We start from the raw sequence: 26523 nt of genomic DNA, 5'->3' as shown, positions 1-26523 counted from the left end.
TGGATGACAAAATGAGGATGAAGTGGCCTGCTTCTAAGGTGGTAGGGGATGAAGTGTCAAACAGTGCTGCAGTTGATATAAAAAACAAAGGCCGAAGTATAAGCTATACTTCGGCCTTTGTTATACTTGCCAGCTAAGGGTTATCGGAGCGGTTTAATCCAGTAGCTGTACTGGTGAGCCTGGTACGGAATACGGTATTGCTCCAGGGGCTGGCTGCCCCAGCTGTCCATACCTTGCATACCGGTTTGCTGCAGGTCTACGCGGAGGTAAATGCGGTCGCGTTTCTCCAGTTCGCCGGAGTGGTACTGCTTCTTGTCCTGCTCCGGATCCAGGTCCTGCAGGGTGTAAGGCAGGGCAGCAAAGTTGAGCAGGCTGTCGGCAAACTCAAAGCGCAGGCCTTTCCCTTTTTTCGTGGTGAGGTTTACCCAGCGCACATCACTCTTGTTGCCGCTTTCCTGCGGACGGGCATACGGAAAGTACTGCTCATCCAGCGTTTGCTTGTACAGCCCCACAAAAGAGGCGGTCTTGCGGTCCCAGTAATTTTCCCACGGGCCGCGGCCGTAGAACTCGATGTGCTCCAGCTGCTTGTTGAGTTGCAGGTCGTTGCCCACGCGCAAGAGCACTTTGTGGTCGCCTTTCAGTGGTTTGATGCTGTTGTCAACCTTCACGGTACCATCGTTGTAGATGGTAAACACCTGCGAAGAGGCGGCGTCGCCATTCACCAGTTCTTTTTCAAAGCTCACTTCGTAGCCATTGGCAGTCTGGTTATAGGTGGCGTTAGTCAGTTTGCCATTGTCGTAGGCCTCGCGCCACATGCGCTTGGATTTGTTGTAGCCGGCGCCGATGTCGTTGTCGGTAGGAGCACGGTAGAAACTCGGCTTCGGGCCTTGCTGCAGCAGCGTTTCGCCTTTCAACGTATAGCTGCTCATCGTACCGTTCTTCTTGTCAAAGCTCACGGTAAAATCCTTGCCGGTCAGCACCAGGTTATCGCCTGTCTCGCTTACTTTCAGGGAGCCTTTTCCGCCTGTGGCCACCTCGGCCGGCTGCAGGGCAGGGCTCAGGGCAAACTGCTCGTTGGCAATCTCATAGCCCTTCTCCAGGAAAGGCTCGGCGTTTTTCAAAGTATAACGCACGTTCAGGAAGTACTCTCTGCCCGGCTTTTGCTGCTTTTTGAGCGGCAGGGTCAACGCTATACTTTGCTGCGGTGCGACGTTGAGGTCTTTTATACTTCCCTTCTCGATGATTTTGCCGTTTTCCAGCACTTCCCAGTTTAGTTGGTAGTTGGAAAGGTCGCGGAAGAAGTAGCCGTTGCGTACCTCCAGGCTGTTGTTGCCGTTATACTTTGTTTTGACGTGCTGGTATACTTTCTTCACCTCCACAGCCATCGGCGTCAGGCCGCGGTAAGCCGTTACCACGCCTTTCACGATGAAGTTGTTGTCGCTCAGGTTTTCATCCACCGGGCCGCTGAGCGGGAAGTCGCCGCCATAGGCCATGATGCGCTTGCCGTTCTTCACCGTGTCGATGGCCTGGTCTATCCACTCCCAGATGAAGCCCCCCTGCAGGTAAGGTTCTTTCTCGATCACGTCCCAGTAGTCCTGGAAGTTGCCCAGGCTGTTGCCCATGATGTGCGCATACTCGCTCATGATCAGCGGGCGGTCCGGGTTGCCTTTGGAGAAGCGGGTCAGCCAGTTCGGGCTCGGGTACTGCGGCACGATGATGTCGGTGTTGTAGTCCCAGCCGGCACGCTCGTACTGCACCGGGCGGAAGTCCTGCGCTTTCATCCAGTCGTAGGCCTCATAGAAGTTGGTGCCGTTACCGGCTTCATTGCCCAGCGACCAGGTCACCACCGAAGTATAGTTCTTGCTGCGCTCGTACATGCGCGAAATGCGGTCGAAGTGCGGGTTGCGCCATGCTTTGTCGTTGCCGAACGTATAAGCCAGGTCGTAGCCACGGCCATGCGATTCGATGTTGGCTTCCTCAATCACGTATAAACCATACGCATCGCAAAGCTCCAGCCAGTACGGGTCGGGCGGGTAATGCGAGTGGCGCACGGCGTTCACGTTGAGCTTTTTCATCATCTCCATATCCTTGCGCATGTCTTCCTTGCTCAAAGTATGGCCTTTGGTCGGGTTGTGCTCGTGGCGGTTCACGCCTTTCAAAAGCACGCGCTTGCCGTTCACCAAAAAGTTTTTATCCTTGATCTCCACCGAGCGGAAGCCGACGCGCTGCGGCACCACTTCCAGCACCTTGCCGTCTTTGTCTTTCAGGGTGATGTATAAAGTATAAAGGTAAGGTGTTTCGGCCGACCAGGTCTTCACGTTCGGAACGGTCTTATGGAATTTCACCTCCTTTTTATAATTGCCCAGCACGCGCTGCACGTCCTGCGTCTTGTCAGTCAAAACGGTTTTGCCGGCGGCATCCACCAAGTCAATCTCGATGGCGAAGGTATCAGGTTTGCTATGCATGGTTTTCTGATCCAGCTTATAGCTGTTGATCTCGGCGGTCAGGTCGAGTACGCCGTTGGTATAGCTCTCGTCCAGCGTGCCCATCACTTTGAAGTCGCGGATGTCGAGCTTTGGCGTGGAGTAGAGGTATACATCGCGCTCGATGCCGGAGATACGCCACATGTCCTGCGCCTCCAGGTAGCTGCCGGTGCTCCAGCGGTATACTTCCAGGGCCACCAAGTTCTCCCCCTTTTTTACATAAGGCGTGATGTCGAACTCGGCCGCCAGTTTACTGTCCTCGCTGTAGCCCACTTTCTCGCCATTCACCCAGATAAAGAAAGCCGATTTAACGGCGCCTAAATGGATGAAGACCTGGCGTCCGTCCCAGTTCTCAGGCAGGGTGAATTTCTTGCGGTAAGAACCTACCGGGTTGTTGTCTTCCGGGATGTCGTGGGGCGGGTTGAGCTTGGCACCTTTCTTGGCGTGGCCGGCAAACTCGTAGGGGTGGTTCACATAAATAGGGAGTCCGTAGCCGTTCACTTCCCAGTTAGCCGGTACCTTAAAGTTGTCCCACTGGGCGTCGTTGAAGTCGGTCTTGTAGAAATCCGTCGGGCGCTTGCGCGGGTCCTGTACCCAGTTAAACTTCCAGGTGCCGTTAAGCGAGAGGAAATACTGAGATTTTTCCTTCTGCCGCTGCTCGGCCAGCTCCCGGTTTTCGAAGGCGAAGGAGACAGCGCGCATCGGCATCCGGTTTACTTCTACGATCTGGGGGGTGAGCACCTCGGTGGGTACTTGCTGTGCCTGCAACGGGATTACAAATAGCAGGGCGAATAAAAACGCATAAAGTTTACGCATGGTGTAGTATTGTGAGAAAAGAACTAAATGGTTAATGATGATTATACTTGGGTGGCAGCCGGCGCAGCGGCGGGCTATGTTTGTTCGACTCTCTGAAAGTATAAAAAATGGACCAGACACGGGCGCTCTAATGTCACGCAAGCGTTTGTGTGGTCCCGGATTTTAACAAGTTGCCTTTAATAGCTATTTTCAGCTTTCTTTCTGCAGGCAGATGCCTGTTGCGGCGATCTTGTACCGGCCGGAAGATGTTTGATCTACCTTATATGTTTTCTTACCTGATGAAATTGTCTACGAGCAGTATTTTTATACTTTTAGTCCTGGCCATATCCTCCTGCCGCACCGCAGCGCCTGAAACTGAAGGAACAATCGCTGCAAAACCAAACATCGTTTTTATACTGGCCGATGACCTGGGCTATGGCGACATAGAACCCTACGGGCAGCGCAACATTAAAACTCCTCACCTCCAGAAAATGGCGGAGCAAGGCCGGCTGTACACGCAGTTTTATGCCGGCTCTACGGTTTGCGCTCCTTCCAGAGCCGCGCTCATGACAGGGCAGCACACGGGCCATACGTACATCCGGGGGAATGGCGAGGTGCCCATGCGCGCCACAGAGGCCACGCTGCCAAAGCTGTTGCAGCAAAGCGGTTACACGACCGGTATGGTAGGCAAATGGGGCCTGGGGCTGGAAGGCTCTACCGGGGTGCCGGAGAAGCAAGGCTGGGATTTCTTTACCGGCCATCTGCACCACCTGGAGGGGCACAAGCAAAAAGCAGATTCCCTGTGGCGGCTGGCCAACGGAAAAAGCACCAAAGTGCCGGTGCCCCAAGGTAGTTTTGTGAACGACATTTTCACGGAGGATGCGCTGGCTTTTATTGAGAACCAGAAGCAGCATCCGTTCTTCCTCTACGTGTCTTATACTCTGCCGCATGCCGAGCTGAAGGTGCAGGACGAGTACATGCAGTCCTACCTTACGGCAGATGGGCAGAGTGTTTTTGCCCCCGAATCGGCGCAGCCGGCAGGGAAGTGGTATGGGGAGCAGCCTTACACAAAAGCAGCCTATGCTGCCATGGTAACCGCTGTGGATGCCTACGTAGGCCAGATCATGCAGAAACTGGAGCAGCAGGGGCTGGCTGATAATACCCTCGTGATCTTTGCCAGCGACAACGGCACCCATATAGAAGGCGGCCGCACCCTGGCCGATGCCATGGAGTTCTTCCAGAGCAGCGGCCCTTTGCGCGGTGTGAAGCGCGACCTCTATGAAGGCGGCATCCGCATTCCGTTCATCGCCTACTGGAAAGGTAAAGTACAGCCCGGTAGTACCAGCGCGCACATCGGCGCTTTCTGGGACGTGCTCCCCACCTTCACCCAACTGGCCGGAAGCGCTGCCCCCGAAAGTATAGACGGTATCTCTTTTGTGCCGGATCTGCTGGGCCAGGAAGAGCAGCCACAGCACGAGGCACTGTACTGGGAGTTTGGCGAGGGTGGCTTTAAGCAGGCCGTGCGGGAGGATGACTGGAAAGCCATCCGTTTCTACAAAAACGGACAGCCGGAGCGCACCGAGCTCTACAACCTAAAAACGGACATCGGGGAGCAAAACAACCTGGCCGCCGCTAACCCCGAGAAGGTAAAGGAACTGGAGCAACTCATGGAGCAGATGCGCACGCCTGCCGAGAACCCATTGTTTCAGATTAAGTAATTCTCACCGGAAAGTATAGAGACAGGGCTACTATAAAGTATAGCCAATACAGTCATTCTGGAAGAAACTTGGTGGAAATAGAGGGCGACTTCCCCGGAGGCCAGGCTTTAGGGGTTTGCCCACAAGATCCTTTCAGGATGACAATATAAGTTAGACAATCTTGCCCATGAACCCTTTGTAATTACACGCCTGTAGATGATACATTACCTGACATCCTTAAAAAGAACACTTCTCTTTCTGCCATACTTTCTATTGCTGCTGTTGCCAGCCCTGGCGCAAAATAAAACACTGAAGCTATGGTACGACAAACCTGCCACTGACTGGATGCGGGAGGCCCTGCCGATCGGCAACGGCTACATGGGCGTGATGTTTTTCGGAGGTGTGGGGGAGGAGCAGCTGCAGTTCTCGGAAGGTTCGCTGTGGTCCGGCGGCCCAAACTCGAACCCGCAGTATAACTATGGCAATAAACCGGAGGCCTGGCGTTACCTGCAGCAGGTGCGGCAGCTGATCAGCGGGGGAAAGCTGAGAGAGGCGAATCAACTGGTGCAGCAGCACCTGACGGGCACGCCGCCGGCCAAACTGGAAGGCAGCACCGAATGGGGCGATTACGGGGCGCAGCAAACGATGGGCGACCTGTACGTAAAACTAGGACATGGGGAGGCAACGCCACAAAACTATCGTCGCGAGCTGGACCTGAACACGGCCACCGGCAGCGTGCGCTATCAGATCGGCAAGACAAAGTATGAGCGTCTATACTTTGGCCATTATCCCAAGGGCGTGATGGTCTACCACTTCACCTCCAGCCGTCCCGAGAAGTATACCATCACCTACAAAACGCCGCACCCGAAAGATGAGGAGCGCTTCGAGAACGGGATTTATACTTTCCGTGGCCACGTAAACGACAACAAACAGGAGTTCGAAACGGCCTATCGTGTGGTGACGGACGGAAAGGTAACCTATGAGCATGGGGCTGTAGTTGTGAGCGATGCCAAATCGGTACAGCTTATTCATACCGCCGCCACGGACTACAGCTGGGAGTACCCCACTTACAAAGGTACAGACTACAAAAGCATAGTGGCGCAACGGTTAGAATCGGTGAAGAACCAAAGTATAGCCACGCTCCTGAAAGAGCATACGCAGGATTATACTTCGCTTTTCAACCGCGTCGCGCTGACATTAGAAGGGAACAAGTATAACGAGGTGCCAACCGATGTTCGCCAGAAAAACTACTTCGAAGGAGCCGAGGACCGTGGGCTGGAGATACTCTACTTTCAGTATGGCCGTTACCTGATGATCTCGGCTTCGCGCCCCGGCACCATGCCCATGAACCTGCAGGGCAAGTGGAACAACAGCACCAGCCCGCCCTGGGCCGCCGACTACCACACCAACATCAACCTGCAGATGCTCTACTGGCCGGCCGAGGTGACCAACCTTGCCGAGTGCCACGTGCCCTTGCTGGACTATACCGAAGCGCTGGTGGCCCCCGGCAGGCAGAGCGCCAAAGATTTTTTCAACACGCGGGGCTGGATCGTGAACACCATGAACAACGCCTACGGCTATACGGCGCCGGGCTGGGAAGTGCCCTGGGGCTTTTTCCCTGGCGGAGCAGGCTGGCTGGCGCAGCACCTGTGGGAGCACTATGAGTACACCCAGGATGCAGAGTACCTGAAGCGGCAGGCATACCCGGTCATGAAGGAGGCGGCACTGTTCTGGATCGATTACCTCACCCCCGACAGCAGCGGTTACCTGGTGTCCTCGCCCTCGTACTCGCCCGAGCACGGCGGCATTTCGGGTGGCGCTTCCATGGACCACCAGATTGCCTGGGATGTGCTCAACAACTGCATACAAGCGGCTAAAGTCTTAGGGAACGATGCGGCGTTTGCCCGGCAGGCGCAGCAGGTACGCGACCAGATCCTGCCGCCGCAGATCGGAAGCTGGGGCCAACTGCAGGAGTGGAAAGAGGATGTGGACGACCCGGAAAATAAGCACCGCCATGTCTCGCACCTGTTTGCCCTGCACCCGGGCCGGCAAATCTCGCCTTTGGAAACACCGGAACTGGCCAAAGCAGCCCAGGTAAGCCTGGAAGCGCGTGGAGATGAGGGTACCGGCTGGTCGCTGGCCTGGAAGATCAATTTCTGGGCACGCCTGCGCGATGGGGAACGGGCGCACAAACTTTACAAAATGGTGATTAAACCGGCAGGAGGAAAATCAAACGGAGAGTCTTTTACCAGTGGCTCCGGTTCCTACGCCAACCTGCTGGATGCCCACCCGCCTTTCCAGCTCGACGGCAACATGGGCGCCACGGCCGGTGTGGCCGAAATGCTGCTGCAGTCGCATGCCGGCTCCATCGAGCTGCTGCCGGCCCTGCCCAGCGTATGGCAGGCAGGAGAGGTGAAAGGCCTGCGGGCAAGAGGCGGCTATACCTTGGATATCCAGTGGAAAGCAGGCAAACTGCACAAGGCAAGTATAAAAGCGGATAAGGACGGCGCGTGTACCCTGAGCTATCAGGGGAAACAGATAACTGTTCCAGTAGTAGCAGGAAAAACCGTGAAGGTCAGTGAGAAAAACTTTCTATAGCTTAAATAGCATTTAGCTTTTCAGTGTGAGCCCAAAGTTAGCGCAAGCTCTGTGGCGGGTTTCTGGCTGTTTACCGGCCTAAGAAAGTATAAAAGCATATCTGGCAGCGTACCTCTGCTTCTGGCCTTTAAGCAAAGGTGGGGAGGTGGGTTATACTTTGAACCCAGACTACGAAGCACTTTCAAGTCTTGGGCGTTATTCGTAACAAGTATAAAAGGCTGAGGAGTACCACGGAATATATGATGCTATTTCCACCGTACTCCTCAGCCTTTTGTTTGCGCACGCTGCGGCTTAATTGCTAGCTGTCTGTGCCCACACTTTCAGGTATGTACTTTTGACTCGAAATCTGGCTATTTAAAATATGAGCATGCCGCCAGGAGTTATCATTTTTTGCTTGTATGGCCAGGGCACCACGCTTTGTTAGCGGGCACGTTCCAGCACCACCACTTCCTGCTGCATAGTTATCTCACCATCCTCATGGGATTCTTCCTCCTTTACCAATCTTAGCCCGTTTTCTGTAAACGTTATGGTATAGGGCACTTTGTTCTGGTGGTACTGGCCTATGTACAGCTTTCCTTCTACCATCCAAACAGGCAGAGTGGTTTGCTTCCGGCCAAAGCCGTCTGTAATGATGAGCTTGTTAGCAGCGGTAAACTCGTACGTCTTTTCACCTGGCTGGTATACGTCTCGGTCGGTTTCCTTCTCGGCACCCTTCACTTTTTCTGTGTCTGTTTTAGAGCGTACGTCCCACTTGCCAACCAACCTGTTGTCGATAGGGTTCAGGCCGCTTTCATCCTTGTCTTTGCTGTCCTGGCAGGAAGCAGAAAGGGTGGCGATAGAAAGTATAAAAAGGAAAACAAGTTGTCTGGAGAACATAGGGTAGTTATTAAAATGAAAGAAGTGACGAGTCGCGATGCAGCAGGCTTTCAGGGTGAAAGGCAGCTGACACTGCGCGCGAAAGTATGGGAGGCATGATCAAGCAAAACTTTCACGCCGCTCATGAAGTCGTTAGTACGAGTAGATTAATTGCCTCTGTAGGTGGAGTATCCGTAGGGCGAGAGGGTTATCGGGACATGGTAATGCGCTTTATCCCTGATCTGGAACACCACCTCGATGAAAGGGTAAAACGTATCTGCTTTTTGCTGCTTAAAGTAGTCCGCTACCAGAAAGGTCAGTTTATAGACGCCGGTCTCCGTTTTCTTATAGTCGAGGAAATCCTGGATGCGGCCGTTGCTGTCTGTAGTCTTCTCGTCCACCAAAAACCATCTGTTGGCCTGCTCATCCCGCTTCTCCAGCCTGACAGGCACTCCTGCTGCAGGTCTGCCGGTAGAAACATCGAGAATGTGGCTGGATAGCTGGTGCGTGTGTGCCTGTGGAAAGGCAAGCGTAACGGCTAAACTAAAAAGGAATGTAAGGATCAGATGTCGCATTGTAGTATGGTTATGCTGGCAAAGGTAGGAGCACCTTAACAGGAAAACATTGCCGTAGCGCAACGTTTTCAGAGCCTTGCTTTTGTTCGGCTCAGTGTGGAGGGCGAGATGCCCAAGTAGGAGGCTGCCATTTTATTGGAGACGCGCAACAGGAAATCGGGCTGATGCTGGATGATCCACTTCACTTTCTCTAATGCATCAAAACCCTGGAAGCCGTAGATCCTTTGCTGAGCCATGATAAAGCCCAGTTCCAGGATCTGACGGTAGATAAAGGCAAACGCAGGGATAGTGTCTATCAAATGCAGAAAGTCCTCCCGCGTGATGCTGAGCAGCTCGGACCGTTCGATGGTCTGCATATACTCAGTCGCGGGGACCTGTTCAATAAAGCTGGGCAGGGCAGTGCCAAAGTTTCCCTCAAAAGCAAAGTACCGGCTCGTTTCCCGGCCATCCTTTTGGATCGTATAGATCCGGATGCATCCTTTGTTTACAAAATAATAATGCCGGCATACCTCTCCGCTGGAGAGCAGGAGCTGGTTGCGTTTTGTTTTAGCAGGCCTGAAATACGTATACACCATCTCCAGATCATACGCATTCATACTTGTCCTGCTCCTCAGATAGTTCCCTAAGAGTTCATACACTGGTATAGCTGCTTTCGTGTTTTGTTGTATACGTGCCTCTGCTTATGCTGCGCCACCTGCGCAGGCAGTGCTTTTGCTGTATCGCGGGGATGATGCAGGGAGCACGAACGAACACGCTGCTGAAATGGTGTTCGCAATGCTAGCCAACTCAGGGAAATGTCTGCCGCCCTGACAGGTGCTTTGCCTGGTATGTGCGGATCAACTCAGCTCTACTGGCAGGGCTACTTTCCGGAGGCAGCCTCCAGCACCTTTGCTATACTTGTATAGCCCCGGTCCCGGGCATGCTGCAGCGCCGTCACGCCATCTTTATCGGGTATGTTCACATCGCAACCGGCATCCACCAGCGTTTGCACTACCTGCACGTAGGTCTTGCTGCCGTCGCCCAATACAACGGCTTCCATCAGGGCCGTCCAGCCCAGGCGGTTCACGTGGTCAATAGGGAAGCCTTTGGTGTTGGCCAGCAGCTTTACCACTTCCAGGTGCCCTCGTTCGCAGGCCGGGATCAGGGCGCTGCCATAGTAGCGGTTGAACACATCAAAGCGGGCGCCGTGTTCCAGGAACAGCTTGACCAGAGCCGTATGCCCTGCCGCTCCGGCATACAGGAAGGGGCTGTCTTTTAGCACATCCTGCTGGTTTACGTCTGCGCCATGCGCTACCAGCAGCTGCGCCATTTCCAGGTCATTGTTGTGTGTGGCTAAAAGCAGGAGGGATCTTTTCTGATGATCCGTTGCATTCACATCGGCTCCCTCCTTCAGGGCTGCCGCCACTACATTCAGTTTTCTTTTCACGACAGCTTTAATTATGGCGTCTTGTGTTGCAGGTGTTTGCATGGGCGTGCCTGTGTGGCAGGAGGCAAAAAGTATAAAAGAAAATAATAACAGCAGGGTATACATAGCGCAGGGGGTTAATAGACAACGCTTCCTTTGTGGATCAGCGATTTTACAGGTGAAACGCGGGAAACGGCCTCTGCCGAGCAGCTGGCATCTACCAGCACCAGGTCAGCCGTGTCGCCAACCTGTGGCCACTGCCGGTTGCCCTGGTCATCTAAGGGCAAGATGTTGTGTGTGGCCAGTTTCAGGCAGCGGGAGAGTTCCAATTCTGTGGAATAGCCATACAGCTGCGCCATCAGGTTAGCTTTTTGCAAAACGCTGCCAGATCCAAATGTATTCCAGTGGTCCACGATCGAGTCGTTGCCCGTTCGCACGTCTACGCCATACTTGTAAAGCGTCGGGATGGGCATGATCATACTTCCGAAAGGTATGGTCGAGATGATGCCGATTCCGGCGTGGGCCAGCTTTTCGGCCACTTCCTCCAGCGTTGGTTTCTCGAGCCTGGCCAGTACAAAGCTATGGCTGATGAACGTTTTGCCTTTCAGAACGGGATTTTCATTTACGCGGTCAATCAGGTAGTTCACCGTGGCCAGGCCGGGCTGGCCACCTTCATGCAGGTGTATGTCGATGCCCTTGTTATGGTCCAGGGCCAGCTGCACCACAAAATCCATACTTTCCTCCATGTTGCCATCAATGGCGTTGGGGTCCAGCCCGCCGATAAAGTCGATTCCCATGGTGGCGGCCTCTTTCATCAGGTGCTCCGATTTAGAACGCAGTATACCGTGCTGCGGAAAAGCGACCAGTTCTGCAGCAAAGCTATCTTTCTTGTTCTCGAGGGCCAGCTGTAGGTTTTTCAGGGAGTCGAGTTTGGAAGTCGGCTCGATATTGACATGGCTCCTGGCAAAATTGGCGCCATGTGCCTGCAGGAGTTCGATAAGCTTCTCTGCCCGTTCGGTAGAGGTGTTGAGCATTTCCGGGAGCACCTGCTGCTCGTAGGCGATCATATCCTCTACCGTCCGGTTCTTCTTCCGGCGTGCCTGCCAGGGGCCGCCGTAAAAGGTTTTGTCCAGGTGGATGTGCATGTCCTTGAAGGCGGGGAGCAGCAGCAAGCCTTTGGCGTCGATGGCGTTGGCCGAAGGGTTGTTAGGCAGGATGGCTTTTATACTTCCTTCGCTGATCTCGAGGGTGAACAAGCCGGTTTGGGTAGCAATCACCTCCTCTTCCTCATATACAAAGCCTGTCTCCAGCCTCACGTTTTTTAACGTAAGGGAATTGCCGGTAGCTGCGAACTTGCTTTTTTCGTCACGCTCCGACTGGTCTCCTGCCAGTAGACTGCTGCAGGACAGCATGCTGCTGCTGGCGAGCAGGAGGGAGGAGCTTTTGATAAAGTCTTTGCGGGTAATGCGTTGTGGTGCCATGGTGCTGTATTTAATGGCAACAAAGTTACTCCCTTTTATACTCCGGGCAGATGCATGATTTCTGCCAAGACTTGTGAATTTTATAACAGGCCCCGGAAGGAGCGGGGAGAGGCGCCGGTCTGGCCCTTAAAGAAGTTGGAGAAATACGCCAGGTCGCTGAAGCCAAGTTCGAAGGCGATCTCTTTTACAGACATATCGGAAGCGCGCAGGAGGCGCTTGGCTTCCAGCGTAATGCGGTTGTGAATGAAGTACATGGCCGACACCTGCAAATGCTTTTTGCAAAGTATGTTCAGGTAGTTCGCCGAGATATGAAGCTTTTCTGCATAGAAAGCAACCGTTTTCTGTTCCTTATAATATGCATCTATTAGGCTGTGGTACTTCCGTAGCGCAGGCGCAGCCCGGTACACTGTCAGGATCTCATACTTGCTTTCTGCCTCGCGGCTTACCAATTGGGCTATCAGGCGGCTTCTGAGGTTGATGATGTCCCAGTAAACGGGTTTTATACTTAGCTCGTCCCGTATGGCCCGGAATTCGTATTGCAGCTTCCGGAAGACGTCGGGGGAAAGGCTGATGACCGGGTACCCTTGGTAGAGCGCAAACGAAAGCTCCAGCGAGGAAGAGAAGGTCTCAAAAACCGGGCGGCTGATCATCAGTTGATAGGCCAGCGTGTTTTCCCCCAGGTTCCAGCGGTGCACCTGGCCCGGCAGCAGCAGGTGTAACTGGTGGCTTTTTACGGCATACTCCTCAAAGTCGATGGTATGGGTGCCGCTTCCCTGCTTGAACAAAAGCAGCATAAAAAAGTCGTGCTTGTGGGGCTTCTCAATAAGCCTTTCCCCCTGTATCTCCAGGTATTGCAGGCCGTAGTCCGGTTGCAGAACAGGCTGGAATTCCTGTAAGCCAAGTATAGGAAAGTCGTCTGTTGTACTCACACCCGTAAGTTAAATTAAGTATTTTACTAAGCGCTACAGCGTCACATCTAAAATTTGCTCCCGAGACTACCCACTGCCGCATAAAGTGGCTGCTGGTGCGTAGGGGAACGGCATGGTCCCGGGGCTCCGCTTTAAATTATATGCTCTTTCACAAAACTATACGATGGGGCAGCGCTAGTTTTTCACGTTCCAATGTTAACCTTATCCCTTCTGCCCCAGGAATGAAAGATATTTTGTGTACCTTGATTCAGACCAGTAGTGAAGAGGAAGCCTGCTTGTAAACTGAGCTGTCGGGCGGTAGAAGTAAATGAGTGCACTACTGGCATGGCTGTTAGTGCACTACTGGCATGGCTGTTATAGTATCTTTATACTTGTACAGGGCCTTTGTTGATCATCCAGGACACGAATTCATGCAGCAGATGTATCTAAGCTGTTGTATATATCGTTAGCAAGCTATACTTTATACCTTGCTCCGGCCTCAAAGTAGCGCCTTTGCCATTGCACCGAATAACTTTATTTACGTTTTAATAGTATCGCTCAAAGCTAAATGACCATTGCATGCTTCTAAAAAGGTTCGAGAGTAGCTCATACATCCTGTTGCTGTGCCTTATACTTTTCTTGCCCGGGTGTTATACCAAGGATGACTCCAACGTTGAATCCGATCCTGATACAGCTACAGTTACAAAGGAAAAAAAGCCTGCCGCCACGACACCGGCCCCAACTGCAAGCCCCGCTACGCCATCCAAAGTAGACGTGAACGTATACCTGGAGATCTCCAACGGGATGAAGGGCTTTATGCCCACCGCGGCTGCCGGTAAAGAAGCCACCACGTTCCAGAATAACCTGCTGAAGCTGATCTCAGAGGTGCAGGACGGGCGTTATGTGGCAGATAAAGGTTTCTACCTGGCCAAAGAAGACGCCCGCAGCCGCCCGGTGCTCGACAGCGTGTCCTACAATACCATGAAAAACTATATCGTTAGTGGTATAAAGGATGACGTGCGGGGGACGCCGCTGCCAGCCATGCTGCAGGAGATCGTACAGAAATCCATAGATCAGGGGGCGGTTAGCATCATTATCTCTGATTTTATACATGGCCCCAGCGACCAGGGACAGTTTATTTCTCTGGACGCCGACATCCGCAGCAGCCTGCGGGAAGCCGAGCACCAGGGACTAGCCGTTGCCATACTTGCCAACAGTTCTGAATTTTTTGGCACCTACCACCCGGCTGTGAAAAAACCGGAGGTCAGAAGAACGCTGAACGGGGAGGAGATTCCCTACTATATCTGGGTGATAGGGCCGCAGGAGGAGGTGCAGGTGGTCACCAGCAAGGTGCTGCGAAACCTGCCGCCGCAGCAGGCCTACTTTGGCTTTGCGTATGAATCGGTGCCATTTTCCGCGTTGCTGAAAGAGAAACAATTCTATCCTTCCGGGAATATCTACTGCAGCAGCCGCAATGCCGACCCGTGCACGGAAGTAAACCTGCAGCCGGAAAAGAACGAGCCGGTGGAGTTTACCATTGGCCTGGACCTGCGTGCGCTGCCGGCGTCGATGCAACGTATAGATTACCTGAAAAAGAACTTGAAAGTAGCCAGCAGTGGCAGTAGGGCAAGTATGGTGTCGGTTACGGCAGCGGATGAAAGTATAAAAGCCACGCCCGACCTGGCAAAGTATAGCCACTTTGTGCGGGTGCGGGTACCGGAGCTAAGGGCCAACTCCGGTTCAATTTCTGTGCAATTGCCGCAGGTAACACCAACCTGGATCAATGCCTGGTCTACCGACAACGACAACAACCCGGCTTCGGCCCCGAAAAAGACGTACCAGCTTACCAAAATAACCGATGGCGTTCAGGCGCTATACCGCGACCAGAGCGACCTCGTTTTCAAGGCAACCATACAATTTAACAAAGCAGACTAACACGCATGATACAAAGCTTTTTCTCCGGACTCTACGAAATGGTGCTGGGCCGCCCTATCCCTGCCAACTTCACCAACGATTACCGCGAAGTGGTGTTCCCCAATACTGGCCTGATGCTGTTCATCATTACGCTGGCCATCGTGATACTTTACTACTATGTGCTGAACCGCGTGATGAGCACGGGCTTGTACAAAACCCAGCACTGGGTGATGTTCCTGATCCTGAACGCGATCATCGCCTTCATCATCCCGATCACGCAGGTGAGCAGTAACGACATTGAGACGCACTCTTACACGTATATGTTCGCTTTTGTGAATGTGATATACAGTCTCATACTTTTCTTCGTTTTCTCTATACTACTTAAGAGGGGCTCCGTGCAGGCATGGACAACCCCAATGAAATGGCCTAACAAAAGATAACTATGGCAAAGCTTTTTGTATTCGGAATAGGTGGCACCGGTTCCCGCGTGATCCGCTCGCTGGTCATGCTGATGGCGGCAGGTGTCAAAATTCAGAACTGTGATAAAATAGTACCCATCATCATCGACCCCGATACGCAGAACGGCGACATGAACCGCACCGTGGAGCTGCTTAAAACCTACAAGCACATCCACGACGCCCTGGGCCGCCGCGATGAAGGGTTCTTTCATACCGACATCAGCACACTTTCCAGTATTGCCGGCGATGGCACTTCCAAGATTCGCGATAGTTTCGTGTACGACTTTGGGGGGATCAACAAGCCGTTCAAAGACCACGTGGGCTATAACCAGCTGGATGTGGAGAGCCAGGCGCTGATCGACCTGCTGTTTACCCCTGAGAACCTGAACAACAGCCTGGACGTGGGCTTCCGCGGTAGCCCGAACGTGGGAAGCGTAGTGCTCAACGAGATCATCGACTCACCCGAAATGCGCTTTTTTGCCTCCAACTTCCAGCCCGGTGATCGTATCTTTTTTGTGAGCTCGATCTTCGGCGGAACGGGCGCGGCCGGCTTCCCGCTGTTGCTGAAAAACTTCAAGGATAGCCGTACCTCGCTGCCGAACGCGGCCAGCCTGAACACGGCCCTGACAGGTGCTATGGTAGTATTGCCGTATTTCTCGCTGGAGCAGCCTGCTGCCGGGGTAGAGGCGGACTTTATTGATTCCAATACCTTCACCACGAAGGCAAAAGACGCACTTTCGTACTACCAAAACCACCTGAACGGGGTGAACGCGGTCTACTATATGGGCGACACGCCGGACAAGCCGATGGAAAATAACCCGGGCCGTGCCAGCCAGAAAAATGACGCGCATTTGGTGGAGCTGTTGAGTGCTTTGGCGATTGTGGACTTCATGGATTATTCGGACGACGAACTTTCAGGGAATGAGACTTTCCACGAATATGGTCTGCGCGAAGACGTGAGCAACGTGCAGTTCTCTCATCTGGATAGTGAAACCCGCGACCGCATTGCCAAGCAGCTGATCCGCTTCCATTACTTCGAGCGCTACTACTCTACGCACTTGCCAGGCGACTCGCAGGCGGCCTATGCCAAAGGCGTGGACCTGCAGGGAGCCCTCCGCAACGAACCTGTGTTCCGGGAACTGAACAAATTCCTGACGAACCCGGAGTTCGGTTACCAGGCATGGCTGCGTGAGCTGAACCGCAAGGAGCGGACGTTTGCTGCGCTCAACCTGAGCGAGACCGACTTCAACCGTATGGTATCAGACAAGCAGATCGAGACAGGCTTCCTGAACAAAGGTATTCACCAGGGCTCCTTTGTAAAAGAACTCAACCGTGCTTCCGAATCTATCTCCGACCGCGACGCTTTCAAGGCCACCATCAAAGCTTTTGAAACCGCCACGGAAAGGTTGGTGGAGGAGAAGCTGAAGTATAGTTAACAGGAACTGTCCCCCTTGAGGGGGCCAAAGGGGTGTAATCATTCGTGGGCTTTGCTGCGAGTTAAAGTATAAGATTTACAACCGTACCTAACACCCCTATAGTCCCCTCAAAGGGACAATCCGGTACTTCTCTCAAATAGCTGTACTTAGAGATTTGAAAGGCATCAAAAGGAAGAGGGTCCTACGGCTCTATACTTAAACATTGCTCTTCCGGATTTGCAATCCGGAAGCTACTAACATCAGGATTTGTAATCCGACTTTAGCCAACAGAAATAGCAGGAGTAAAGCGGATTACAAATCCTGGCAATACCAAACTTTCGGATTACAAATCCGAAAGAGCAACTGATAAAGTTCGAGAACCCTATGCTGATGTTTATGGATGTGTGGGAATAGTAAGGCTCTGGTTCTTGCCCACAAGATCCTTTCAGGATGACAAAAGGGGTTGAGAAAGGTGCTTATTAATTGACAATACTATAAAAGCAGTTTCAGTTACTGCTTTACAAAGTAATACTATAAAAAAAACGAACATGCCGAAAGTACTTCGTCTTCATAAAACCGGTTCTAACGTGGAAGGCTGGGCTAAGACCAGCCAGATCACCAGTACCGAGATAAAAGATATCACCGATGGCGCCGGGGGCCGTGCTTTAAAGATCAACGCCTCCATCCCGACGCCCTTTGCCCGTATGCACCTGTTCGAAACCGCTTTCGATTTTGTGAAACGCGGTGTGGCAGGCTCCAACAACAACACCATTTACCATAAGTTCGTGACGCACTTCTGGGATCTGTGGGAGCTGCTCTACAACCACCAGAGCTATGCGCAGGCGGGCAACAAGATCATCATCCGCCGCTGGAACAAGCACCAGCAGCTGGGTGCCATGCAGGCTAATCCGAACACGAGTCTGCTGGGCCGTACGCTGGAGCTGTTCATGAACGACAGCCGCTTCCAGGGAGTGGAAGACATCTTCCTGATCTTCTTTGAATCGACCAGCAGCCGTGGCGACCGCCACATGCAGCTGATTGGCGGCACTTCGCCGCTGACCTTCCTGTTTGTGGCGCCTAACGTGCAGCCACTGAGTATAAACCGCGCCCAGAACATCGGTACCTACTTCGACCATAACTATGTGTCGCTGGAGCACCGTGAGGCCGATTTCAGGGAGTATGTGCACAAGCTGTTTGTTTCCAACCCTGCGATGGTACAGGCCTTCCCGGCAGTGTATAATGCGCTGGACGAGAACCTGATCCGAAGTATAAATATGGCGGGTGCGGTTGGTCAGGGAGCTATTGCCTCACAGTACCTGCAGCTCGTGGATTTCCAGCAGAATCCGGTGCACGTGGGCCACATCAACTTCCTGGTGAAAAAAGACCAGACCGCCGTGACCAGCAGCGACCTGTTTATTCGTCCGACGCATACCGGCTTTACCGGCGACCGCCCTATTGTGCTGAAGCCGGACCTGCGCCTGGCACCCAACATCAAGTATGTCAACAACCTGGCCTGGCCTACGAATACGGTGGTAGGATATGCGGATGAGAAACCGCTGGAGAACCGTTCGCTTCCGGGTGTGGGATTCAACTACCCATACCTGACGATCAACGACCTGTTGCAGGAAACGCTGGTGCAGGTGCCCTACGAGGTGAACACCGACCGTTTCTTTAGCGGCACGGTGGTATACCAGCCGGGTGTCACAGAGAAATCCTTCAACTACCTGCTGCCGATCACGCCTTTATACTTTGATTTCTTTTCGCCGGAGGATCTGGCCAACCACCTGACCTTCCACATCGACGTGAACCACGTGCGGGTAACGCTGCGTGTGCCAACCGAGAAAGGAGACGTGGTGTATGAGCGCAGCTACTACGATAACCCGCTGAACTCGAAAGATGTGCACGGCAATGTGATCCCGGAGAAAGGCCATATCCTCAAATCCAGAATCGGCTTGGGTGTGTTCCCGTTCTACAAGTTCACCGACGCGGTGCAGTATAACGACTTCTACAAGGTGATGCTGGTGGATGAGGACATCGATCCGCTGCTGGTGAACAAGAACCATTCGCTCAGTTTCTTTGCGGACGGCAAGCAGTTGGAAGCAGGTGGCGGTATTATTTCTGCTACAGCACACAAGCGAACCAAAAAGAGCAACAGCAGCGCGGGCAGCACCTATTACGAGATCCGGGGCACGCACTTCGACTTTGCGGAGTTCACACATGCCGGCGTCGACTTTACCGGCAGGGCGCTCATCGTACCGAAGTTCGAAGAAAAGCAGCAGGGTATTCATAACTTTACCTTTGCAATTGACTTCGGGACATCGAATACGCACATTGCTTATACTTCGGGTGCTAACCAGCCGCCGCGCGAGTTCTCCATCACCGCTAACGATCAGCAACTGGTGATGCTCAACAAGCCTTCCGAAGACCAGGCCTTAACCGATTACCAGCGCTTCCACAAGCGTGGATTCGGCAGGCTGTTTGCTGTAGAGACCTTGCTCAAGCGCGAGTTTATACCTTTGATCATCGGCTCCGGTGGTTCGCTGTACAATTTCCCAACCCGAACGGCCACTTGTGAGTCTATCGATTTCGAGAACCAGATCACCAACCTGTTTGGCAACATCAACATTGGCTTCTCGATCAACACCGAGGGCACCCACCAGGACCAGTACAAGCAGACCTACCACACCGACCTGAAATGGAGCGAAACGCTGACCAATGCCGGCAAGCGCCGCATCGAAGCCTTCTTCACCGAGATCATGCTCCTGATCAAAAACAAGGTGGTGCTGAATAACGGTAATGTGGCCAGCACCAAGATCGTGTGGTTTGCGCCGTTGAGCTTTGACGAGTACTCGCGCAACATGTTCCAGAACGTGTGGGATACGGTTTACAACAACGTGTTCAAGAACGGAAGAAACACGGTTTGCATTACCGAATCGGTGGCGCCGTTCTACTTCCTGTCCAGAACCGGTGCTGTGGTGCCGAGCCAGGACGAGAACCTGATCAACGTAGACATTGGCGGCGGTACCACCGACGTGCTGCTGTTCACCAACCGCAAGCCTTCGCACAGCTCCTCGTTCCGCTTTGCCGGCAACGATTTGTGGGGCGATGGTTTTGCCACGGTGAAGACCAGCAAAGACAATGGCCTGCTGCAGTACGGCGTGGACCACGTGCTGCGCATTCCGCTCACCGAAGAAGGACGCGAATACCGCAAGTTCCTGGAGACGGCGTTGGACAACCCGGACTTCAACTCGGCCGACATCAGCTCGCTCTTGTTCAGTTATGATAAAGAACTCAACTATAGCTCGCAGCTGTTGCAGGCGCGCCAGCTGCGGTTGATGTTCTACCTGCACTTCGGCGCGCTGATGTACCACCTGGCACAACTGGTGCAGCAACTCGATGTGAAGATGCCACGCTACATTTCCTTCAGCGGCCGCGGTAGCTTATACATCAAGCTGCTGAGTGCAGGCAATAACCTCTCGAATGTAGAGCGTTACGCCAAAGCTATTTTCCAGAAGGTAACAGGGCAGGAGCCGCCGGCTAACTTTAAGCTGGTGCTGGTGGATAATCCCAAGCAGGTAACGGCCAACGGTGGCGCGATGGCGCTGGAAGGCACCGATCTGAATGACCTGACCAACATCCCGATCATGAAGCCGACCGGCTCTGCCAATCCCGAGGATGCCCTGACGCCGGTAACCAAAACCCAGATAACAGGCGAGTTGCGCCAGGAAGTGATGGACAACGTGATGGCTTGCCTCGAAATGCTGCTGGATGATCCGGACGTGTCGCCGCTGATGCGCTCGATGGGCGTGGAAGTAGACCCGATGCGGGTACTGGATTTCATGCGCGTGAACCTGCAGGACAGCTATACTATGATTCTGGAGGACACGGTGCGCGGCCTCACAGACCGGGAGCAACTGCACGAGACCATGTTCTTCATGCCACTCAAGCAGTCGCTATATTTGCTGTCGAAGGAACTCTACAAGCAGCAGTCGCAGGTGAGTGCTATTTCTTAACGTATAATCAACTACCTTTAACGAGGTTTTTCATCCCTACCTGTGGGAGAGATCTGAAGAATGGTTCAAGTATAAACCAAGTCAGGTTTCTCCCATACGTTGGGTGGCATAGATAATCAACATTAATCCTAATTCAGAATCTAATCCTGGCTCATGAACACAATTGCCATCATCATAAGTATTATCGCGCTGATAGGCGCCGGCTTTGCCTTTTTAAGGGCCGTCAGCGCCTACAACATGCTCACCAAGCGCATCAATAAACTAAAAGACCAAAATGCTGACCTGGAGAGCCGCCTCAGAAGACTGGAGGGAAATGCCAGCCGGGGCAACAGGCCCGCCAGCGAGCCGGGCGAAGGCGGCAGGCAAAAGAAGCAGCGCCAGGAGCAGCAGCGCCAGGAACAGCAGCCGGAGCAGCGCCAAAGACAAAGAGAGCGGCAGCAGCCCCAGCAGGAGGAGGAGGCAAACGCCCCCGACCAGGCGCAGCAGCCGAAGCCGAAACGCAGAAGAGACAAGCGAAGAAGAGACGAACCGACGGGCAGAACAGGCGGTGAAGAATCGGCAAAAGAGGAGCAAAGGCCGCGCACGAACGCTGTGAGGCTGGAAATTGCAGGTGGCGATCTGCTGGACGAGCTGGAAATGGCAGCCACTGCTACGCCGCCACCGGTTGAGCCGGAGGCCATGCCGGAAGTCGCGCCAGACACAGGCACCCGCTTTGCCATTATCCCGGAGGACGGTGTGATACGGCAGCACCAGCTGCAGCAGCACCCCGACTCCGACAGCTACATTGAAATGGACATCCCGGCCGACGGCAGCAGCACGACCCGCTACCGCTTTAATCTGTCCGGCAACCATGCCTTCGTCATCGCGCAGGGGATAGACCGCCTGGAAAACGCTTTTGACTTCGAGAAGCCATCGAACCGCATGGTGAGCCGGGTGGTACTGCAGGGCGACGGTATTTTGGTAAAAGTGAACAACGGCTGGAGAATCCAGGAGAAAGCACGCATCGATTTCAGATAAACCCTTAGATGGAAGGCATATTTATTCTAGAGGCTGTACTGATCCTGATCATACTTGGCTACCAGTTGTATGTATACAAGGGGAACAAGCAGAAGATACAACGTATAGCCAGCCTGTACCCTTCCGAAGATCAGCTTAGCATCCGGGAGCAGCTGCTGGAAGCTGAAAGTGTAAAAAAGCCTGCTGAAGCAAAACCTGATGGGCAAGTATGGGCGGCCATACTTGCCGGTAAACCCTTCAGAGAGTACACGCCCTCTAACCCGGTAATTAAAAAGGTGGTGGGGGCAGAAAACAACCTGCTGCAGATAGAAGCCAAAGGAGGTCCGGTCGCTAGCTATACGTTAGCCCGCGAGAAGCTGGAGAAACTCTTCGCCGGCGGCAACATCCACCTGGTAGAGGGAGACCCGGACGCGCTGATCACCACCGTCGCCTCGGGGGGGAGAGGAGCCGCCACCATCGACCTGATCGAGGTACAAAACCCTTCCGAGACTTTTACGAGCATCATCAAGAGCACCAATCAGTACCTGAGGCGCAACAAAGGGGCCGCCGCGGATTTCGATATCCTCAAGGACGTGTCGGAGCGCTACGCAGAGGCCATGGACAACGAAGTGCAGTCCACCATCGCTACGCCGCTGTACATCGGCCTGCTGGGTACTTTTTCCGGTGTGATCATCGGCCTGTCGAGCCTGATCTGGTCTGGGCTGGGAGGGGATGAAACAGGAGGCTCTTTCATCACGGACCAGAACATCCCTTCGTTTCTCTTTGGCGTGCTGATTGCCATGTCGGGCAGTTTCCTGGGGCTGCTGCTGACCTTACTCGGTAACAACGCCCTGAAGAACGCGCGCAGCCTCCGCGACCGCCACAAGAACGGCTATTATACTTTCCTGCAGACCAACCTGTTGCCCAAGCTCAACTCTGACATGGCCGCCAGCCTGGGCAACCTCAAATCGGTGCTGGATTCCTTTAACCGCGATTTCCTGGACAAAGTACTTGGCTTCCGGCCCATCGTGGATACGCTTACGGAGAACATCAGTACGCAAAAGGAATTTATAGAGAAGCTCGATAAGATCGGTTTTACGCAGATGGCCAACGCCAATTTGCAGGTGTTCGATAAGATGAAGGAGAGCGAGCAGCTGTTCCGCAACTTTATGCAGTACCAGGTGGCCCTGAACGAATCGGTGCGGAAAGGCGCGGAGCTGACCAATACGATAAGCGATGTGCTTGGCCGACTGAACAGCCTGCAGGAAGGCTTCGACAAGGTGCCGGGGTACCTGCAGAAACACGACGAATCGATCCAGCGGCAGGTGAACTTCTTCGGGCAGCACGAACGCGAGTTAAATGATATCGGATCGCGCATCGAACAGTATTTCGACAAAGCCGCGCTGCGGCTAACCGACCTGATGGAGGCACGCTTGCAGCACCAGGAGCGGGACGCGCAGAATGCTTATGAGAAGTGGCAGGAGCATTTCAGAAGGCTGAACGAGGACAACGTGTACCAACGCATCGTGGAGTACATGCGTCCTTTCGAGCGCCTGAGCCAGCAGCAGGAAAGTATGAGCACCACGCAGCAGCAACTATCGGGTGAGATACGGCAGACAAACGAGCGCCTGTTGCAGAAGCTGGAAGCCGACACCGCCGTGCAGCAGCAACTGTTGCAGCAACTGCAAACGCTCAACACGCACATGGCCAAAAGTATGGAGCCCGGACCGCTGAAAGCTGCACTGGATAAGCTCTTCGGCGGCAATCAGGGCAGGAGGTAACGAAGAAGGTATGAGCAAGGAGAACAGGGATTTTTTCTGGCCCAGCTACGTCGACCTGATGACGGTGCTCTTTTTGGTGATGCTGGTGCTCTTTGTGCTGAGCTTTAAGCTGTTTCAGGACAAGGACCAGGAAAACCGCGACAACATTGCCCGCCTGCAGGTAGAGGTGCAGGAAAAGCGCAAGCTGGACGAGATAAAAGCTGCCCTTGCCCGCCTGGATGATGAGTACTTTCAGTACAACGAGCAGTACAAGCGGCACGAACTGCTGGTGGATGTGCTCTTCGAGCAAAGCAGCGCTGTAATACCGCAGCGCGCGCGGGCACCGCTCCGCAAAGCCGGCGAGAACCTGAGCCAGGTCATTAACTCCATCGAGGATAAAGACGTCAAGTACCTGATCGTGATCGATGGCCGCGCCGCCAGTTTCCCGAAAGGCGACCCCCGCAACGTCTCGCAGCGGGAGTACGCTCTGCAGCTGAGCTATGAGCGCGCCCTGGCCCTGCTGGATTTCTGGCAAAGCCAGGGCATCAAATTCCCGAGAGACAGGGTAGAACTGATAGCTGCCGGTAGCGGCTTTGAAGGCGCAGGCCGTAAAGGCGACATCCGCGACCGAAGGTTCGTGATTCAGATACTCCCAAAAGTAGGTACGCTGGAAAGCGGAATAGAGTAAAGGGCTACGCGAGCATACCTTCAGCCACTCACAAAGTATAAGTCATGCTTCCCGTGGCCTTAAACCTATCACTTGCTAAAGTATAAAAAGAGCGGGCGCCTAGGCAGGCACCCGCTCTTTTTGCTCTTCCTGATCCTGGTGGATGTCCGGATTGCTGGTCTCTACCAGGCCAACCTCCGGCTGCGGGTTAAACTCGCCTTCCCAGCGGGCTACCACGGCGGTGGCCAGGCAGTTGCCGGTCACGTTAATCGAGGTGCGGGCCATGTCCATCAGCTCATCAATGCCCAAGATGGCGAACACCGGCCACACCGGCAGGTTAAACGAGGCCACCGTGCCCAGCAGAATCACCAGCGAAGCACGCGGCACGCCAGCCACTCCCTTAGAAGTCAGCATCAGGGTGAACACCATCACCAGCTGCTGCTCCCAGCTCAGTGGCACGCCCGCCGCCTGGGCTACGAACACCGAGGCCAGCGCCAGGTACAGGGTCGTGCCGTCCAGGTTAAAGCTGTAGCCGGTGGGCATCACGAAGGCCACGATGCGGCGCGGCACGCCCAGTTTCTCCATCTCCTCCATGGCCCGCGGCAGGGCAGCCTCCGAGCTGGTAGTGGCAAAGGCGATGGAAACCGGACCTGAGATAGCCTGGAGGAACCGTTTGACAGGCACGCGGGCGATCAGGGCCACCGGCAGCAGCACCAGCAGGACGAAAACCAGTAGCGCTACGTACAGCGTGGCCAGCAACTGGAACAGGTTCAGCAGGATGCCAAAGCCCATGTGGCCCACCGTGTAGGCGATGGCCGCGCCCACGCCCACCGGTGCAAAGTACATAATGATGTTGGTGAACTTGAACATCGTCTCGGAGAGGCTCTCGCAGAAATCCAGCATGGGCCTGCGCTTTTTCTCCGATACCATGGCCAGGCCGATGGCAAACAGCACACTGAACACCACGATCTGCAGCACCTGTCCCTCGGCCACAGACTTGGCAATGTTCTCCGGGAACACGTGCAGGATGATCTCAGCTGTGGTTTGGGCAGGCACAGCCTGTATCTCCTCATGGCTCTGCGCCAGCCCGGCATCAATACCCTCACCGGCTTTGCTCAGGTTAATGGCTGCCAAACCGATAAAGAGCGCCAGCGTGGTCACCACCTCAAAGTATACAATGGCTTTCCAGCCCATGCTGCCCACCTGCCTGAGGTTGGCGTGGCCGGCTATGCCAACCACCAAAGTAGCGAAGATGAGCGGAGCAATGATCGTCTTGATCAGCTTGAGGAACACCTTGCTGAGGACGTTGAGGTTGACGGCGAACTGTGGGAAGTCGTAGCCGATCTCGGCGCCCACCACCATACTGATCAGGATCCAGGTGGTCAGCGAGCGTTTCTGCAGGCCGTAGCCCAGCAGCACGGCAATACCGGCCCAGCGCACGGTCAGCAGCACTTCGGCAGGCAGCGAGATTACACCATACTGCTGCAGCACGGTAAGTATAGCCGCCAGGGTGATGCACACCAGCGTGGCAAGGGGTAGGAAGGATATTCTCATAAGAAATTAGGTGATTTCGTAGTAGGTAGACAGCCCTGGCTGCGCAACAGCAGCGGCACTGTAGCTACCCCGCAACAGCATTAAGCGATAAACAATGTATAAAGAGGCGCACGCGCGCGCCATAGCACCGGCAGGAAGTGGTGCCTTAAAATGGAAGAGCCAGATGTCTGAGCGGGAGGCCTAAGGGCCTTTGGTAAGAATGGTATGCAGGCCGCAGTCGCCTTTGGAGGCTTGGTAAGAGCGTGTTGGCAGGGTTGTGTCCTGGGGCTGGGGGTAGATGTGCTGCAGAAAAAACTGCAGGAGCGGCGTCAGCAGCGACCTGTCCAGTTGCAGCACACCCTCGGCCTCGCCCGAGGTAATTTCACCGGCTACAAGTATAAAGGGTGCCTGGTCGGCAAAGGTTATACTTTCCTGCTGGGCCGCGGTGGGGGCGGCAGTAACGGTGGCAGGCACAGCAAAAGCAAGTATACCGCACAGCAACACTGCCAGCAGCAAGCTTATACTTTTAAGGAAGGGTATGCCTACACTTTTCATCGTGGCAAAGGAATGAGGTTGCACGCACTAAAGCAAGAGGGGAGGAGGCATATATTTTAGCGGCGGGTCAAAGTATAAACGCCGTAAGAGGCTAACCCATATCACCGACCTGTTATATAGGATTTATAGTATGTTTGTTTTGTAGTTTGGTGTCATATTTTTGATGATGAATGGGGCAACATATGATGGCTTTTTCATGAGGAGGTATTATATTTATGGATTCTGGGACTGTCGGTGCGGGATGATTCTGCTAATCGGATATTATCTTAGTATAATTTTACGTTTATCTGTCGGTTAATTCGGGCAACCTACGCAGGCCTACCCCGGACTGTGTTGTGCTTGGTAGCGTGATGTTGCACTTACAAGGTGCTGCCAACTTACAGCCGTTTGCAGGAATTGTTTTTCTGATGGCCTT

18 protein-coding genes are annotated in these 26523 nt (G+C 53.9%); 9 read left to right on the top strand and 9 right to left on the bottom strand.

What is annotated here, in order from left to right:
* Positions 1 to 140: 140 nt before the first annotated feature.
* A complete protein-coding gene (locus tag OH144_RS11450) occupies positions 141 to 3299 on the bottom strand; it encodes a glycoside hydrolase family 2 TIM barrel-domain containing protein (RefSeq protein ID WP_266202375.1) in 3159 nt (1052 codons plus the stop codon).
* Positions 3300 to 3577: 278 nt separating this feature from the next.
* Here OH144_RS11450 and OH144_RS11445 point away from each other — a divergent pair, with 278 nt between their 5' ends.
* A complete protein-coding gene (locus OH144_RS11445) occupies positions 3578 to 4996 on the top strand; it encodes an arylsulfatase (protein ID WP_266202374.1) in 1419 nt (472 codons plus the stop codon).
* Positions 4997 to 5191: 195 nt separating this feature from the next.
* Positions 5192 to 7573 (top strand): glycoside hydrolase family 95 protein, encoded by a 2382-nt coding sequence (locus OH144_RS11440; RefSeq protein WP_266202373.1) that lies wholly within the window; start codon positions 5192 to 5194, stop codon positions 7571 to 7573.
* Positions 7574 to 7993: 420 nt separating this feature from the next.
* On the opposite strand, the gene OH144_RS11435 is transcribed toward OH144_RS11440, so the two are convergent.
* The 6 genes from OH144_RS11435 to OH144_RS11410 all read right to left on the bottom strand — a co-directional run bounded on the left by OH144_RS11435 (position 7994) and on the right by OH144_RS11410 (position 12818).
* A complete protein-coding gene (locus OH144_RS11435) occupies positions 7994 to 8449 on the bottom strand; it encodes a hypothetical protein (RefSeq protein WP_266202372.1) in 456 nt (151 codons plus the stop codon).
* 146 nt (positions 8450 to 8595) lie between these two features.
* Positions 8596 to 9003, bottom strand: a complete 408-nt coding sequence (uraH, locus tag OH144_RS11430) for a hydroxyisourate hydrolase (RefSeq protein WP_266202371.1) — start codon at positions 9001 to 9003, stop codon at positions 8596 to 8598.
* Positions 9004 to 9071: 68 nt separating this feature from the next.
* On the bottom strand, positions 9072 to 9599 hold the full coding sequence (locus OH144_RS11425) for a Crp/Fnr family transcriptional regulator (protein ID WP_266202370.1): 528 nt from the start codon (positions 9597 to 9599) through the stop codon (positions 9072 to 9074).
* A 263-nt stretch (positions 9600 to 9862) separates the two neighbouring features.
* Positions 9863 to 10534 carry an ankyrin repeat domain-containing protein gene (locus OH144_RS11420; protein WP_266202369.1) on the bottom strand — a complete coding sequence of 224 codons (672 nt, stop codon included), beginning with the start codon at positions 10532 to 10534 and terminating at the stop codon, positions 9863 to 9865.
* Between the two features lie 11 nt (positions 10535 to 10545).
* Positions 10546 to 11889 carry an amidohydrolase family protein gene (locus OH144_RS11415; protein ID WP_266202368.1) on the bottom strand — a complete coding sequence of 448 codons (1344 nt, stop codon included), beginning with the start codon at positions 11887 to 11889 and terminating at the stop codon, positions 10546 to 10548.
* A gap of 80 nt (positions 11890 to 11969) precedes the next feature.
* On the bottom strand, positions 11970 to 12818 hold the full coding sequence (locus OH144_RS11410) for an AraC family transcriptional regulator (RefSeq protein WP_266202367.1): 849 nt from the start codon (positions 12816 to 12818) through the stop codon (positions 11970 to 11972).
* 558 nt (positions 12819 to 13376) lie between these two features.
* Between OH144_RS11410 and OH144_RS11405 the strand changes: the two genes are divergently transcribed.
* The 7 genes from OH144_RS11405 to OH144_RS11375 all read left to right on the top strand — a co-directional run bounded on the left by OH144_RS11405 (position 13377) and on the right by OH144_RS11375 (position 24041).
* A complete protein-coding gene (locus tag OH144_RS11405; RefSeq protein ID WP_266202366.1) occupies positions 13377 to 14732 on the top strand; it encodes a hypothetical protein in 1356 nt (451 codons plus the stop codon).
* Between the two features lie 5 nt (positions 14733 to 14737).
* Positions 14738 to 15151 carry a hypothetical protein gene (locus OH144_RS11400; RefSeq protein WP_266202365.1) on the top strand — a complete coding sequence of 138 codons (414 nt, stop codon included), beginning with the start codon at positions 14738 to 14740 and terminating at the stop codon, positions 15149 to 15151.
* 2 nt (positions 15152 to 15153) lie between these two features.
* A complete protein-coding gene (locus OH144_RS11395; RefSeq protein WP_266202364.1) occupies positions 15154 to 16605 on the top strand; it encodes a hypothetical protein in 1452 nt (483 codons plus the stop codon).
* 527 nt (positions 16606 to 17132) lie between these two features.
* Positions 17133 to 20597: an acetate and sugar kinases/Hsc70/actin family protein gene (locus tag OH144_RS11390; protein ID WP_266202363.1), complete on the top strand. Its 3465-nt coding sequence runs from the start codon at positions 17133 to 17135 to the stop codon at positions 20595 to 20597.
* Between the two features lie 153 nt (positions 20598 to 20750).
* Positions 20751 to 21614, top strand: a complete 864-nt coding sequence (locus OH144_RS11385) for a hypothetical protein (protein WP_266202362.1) — start codon at positions 20751 to 20753, stop codon at positions 21612 to 21614.
* A gap of 8 nt (positions 21615 to 21622) precedes the next feature.
* Positions 21623 to 23374, top strand: a complete 1752-nt coding sequence (locus tag OH144_RS11380; protein ID WP_266202361.1) for a hypothetical protein — start codon at positions 21623 to 21625, stop codon at positions 23372 to 23374.
* A gap of 10 nt (positions 23375 to 23384) precedes the next feature.
* Positions 23385 to 24041: an OmpA family protein gene (locus OH144_RS11375; RefSeq protein ID WP_266202360.1), complete on the top strand. Its 657-nt coding sequence runs from the start codon at positions 23385 to 23387 to the stop codon at positions 24039 to 24041.
* A gap of 99 nt (positions 24042 to 24140) precedes the next feature.
* Here the strand turns inward: OH144_RS11375 and OH144_RS11370 are convergent, their stop codons facing one another.
* Positions 24141 to 25574, bottom strand: coding sequence for a dicarboxylate/amino acid:cation symporter (locus OH144_RS11370; protein ID WP_266202358.1), 1434 nt, complete (start codon positions 25572 to 25574; stop codon positions 24141 to 24143).
* A 180-nt stretch (positions 25575 to 25754) separates the two neighbouring features.
* Positions 25755 to 26108: a hypothetical protein gene (locus tag OH144_RS11365; protein WP_266202357.1), complete on the bottom strand. Its 354-nt coding sequence runs from the start codon at positions 26106 to 26108 to the stop codon at positions 25755 to 25757.
* Positions 26109 to 26523 lie beyond the last annotated feature (415 nt).

Origin of the sequence: Pontibacter kalidii (assembly GCF_026278245.1) — a bacterium.
In the GTDB taxonomy this organism is placed as follows: domain Bacteria; phylum Bacteroidota; class Bacteroidia; order Cytophagales; family Hymenobacteraceae; genus Pontibacter; species Pontibacter kalidii.
The sequence above is the reverse complement of the archived record's forward strand: the minus strand, read 5'-3'. Positions and strand labels throughout refer to the sequence as shown.

Coding starts and splice junctions, on each gene's coding strand:
- OH144_RS11375 (WP_266202360.1), top strand. CDS start 23,385: ATGAGCAAGGAGAACAGGGATTTTTTCTGGCCCAGCTACGTCGACCTG.
- OH144_RS11380 (WP_266202361.1), top strand. CDS start 21,623: ATGGAAGGCATATTTATTCTAGAGGCTGTACTGATCCTGATCATACTT.
- OH144_RS11390 (WP_266202363.1), top strand. CDS start 17,133: ATGCCGAAAGTACTTCGTCTTCATAAAACCGGTTCTAACGTGGAAGGC.
- OH144_RS11425 (WP_266202370.1), bottom strand. CDS start 9,599: ATGAATGCGTATGATCTGGAGATGGTGTATACGTATTTCAGGCCTGCT.
- OH144_RS11445 (WP_266202374.1), top strand. CDS start 3,578: ATGAAATTGTCTACGAGCAGTATTTTTATACTTTTAGTCCTGGCCATA.
- OH144_RS11385 (WP_266202362.1), top strand. CDS start 20,751: ATGAACACAATTGCCATCATCATAAGTATTATCGCGCTGATAGGCGCC.
- OH144_RS11405 (WP_266202366.1), top strand. CDS start 13,377: ATGCTTCTAAAAAGGTTCGAGAGTAGCTCATACATCCTGTTGCTGTGC.
- OH144_RS11435 (WP_266202372.1), bottom strand. CDS start 8,449: ATGTTCTCCAGACAACTTGTTTTCCTTTTTATACTTTCTATCGCCACC.
- OH144_RS11400 (WP_266202365.1), top strand. CDS start 14,738: ATGATACAAAGCTTTTTCTCCGGACTCTACGAAATGGTGCTGGGCCGC.
- OH144_RS11440 (WP_266202373.1), top strand. CDS start 5,192: ATGATACATTACCTGACATCCTTAAAAAGAACACTTCTCTTTCTGCCA.
- OH144_RS11415 (WP_266202368.1), bottom strand. CDS start 11,889: ATGGCACCACAACGCATTACCCGCAAAGACTTTATCAAAAGCTCCTCC.
- OH144_RS11370 (WP_266202358.1), bottom strand. CDS start 25,574: ATGAGAATATCCTTCCTACCCCTTGCCACGCTGGTGTGCATCACCCTG.
- OH144_RS11365 (WP_266202357.1), bottom strand. CDS start 26,108: ATGAAAAGTGTAGGCATACCCTTCCTTAAAAGTATAAGCTTGCTGCTG.
- uraH (WP_266202371.1), bottom strand. CDS start 9,003: ATGCGACATCTGATCCTTACATTCCTTTTTAGTTTAGCCGTTACGCTT.
- OH144_RS11450 (WP_266202375.1), bottom strand. CDS start 3,299: ATGCGTAAACTTTATGCGTTTTTATTCGCCCTGCTATTTGTAATCCCG.
- OH144_RS11420 (WP_266202369.1), bottom strand. CDS start 10,534: ATGTATACCCTGCTGTTATTATTTTCTTTTATACTTTTTGCCTCCTGC.
- OH144_RS11395 (WP_266202364.1), top strand. CDS start 15,154: ATGGCAAAGCTTTTTGTATTCGGAATAGGTGGCACCGGTTCCCGCGTG.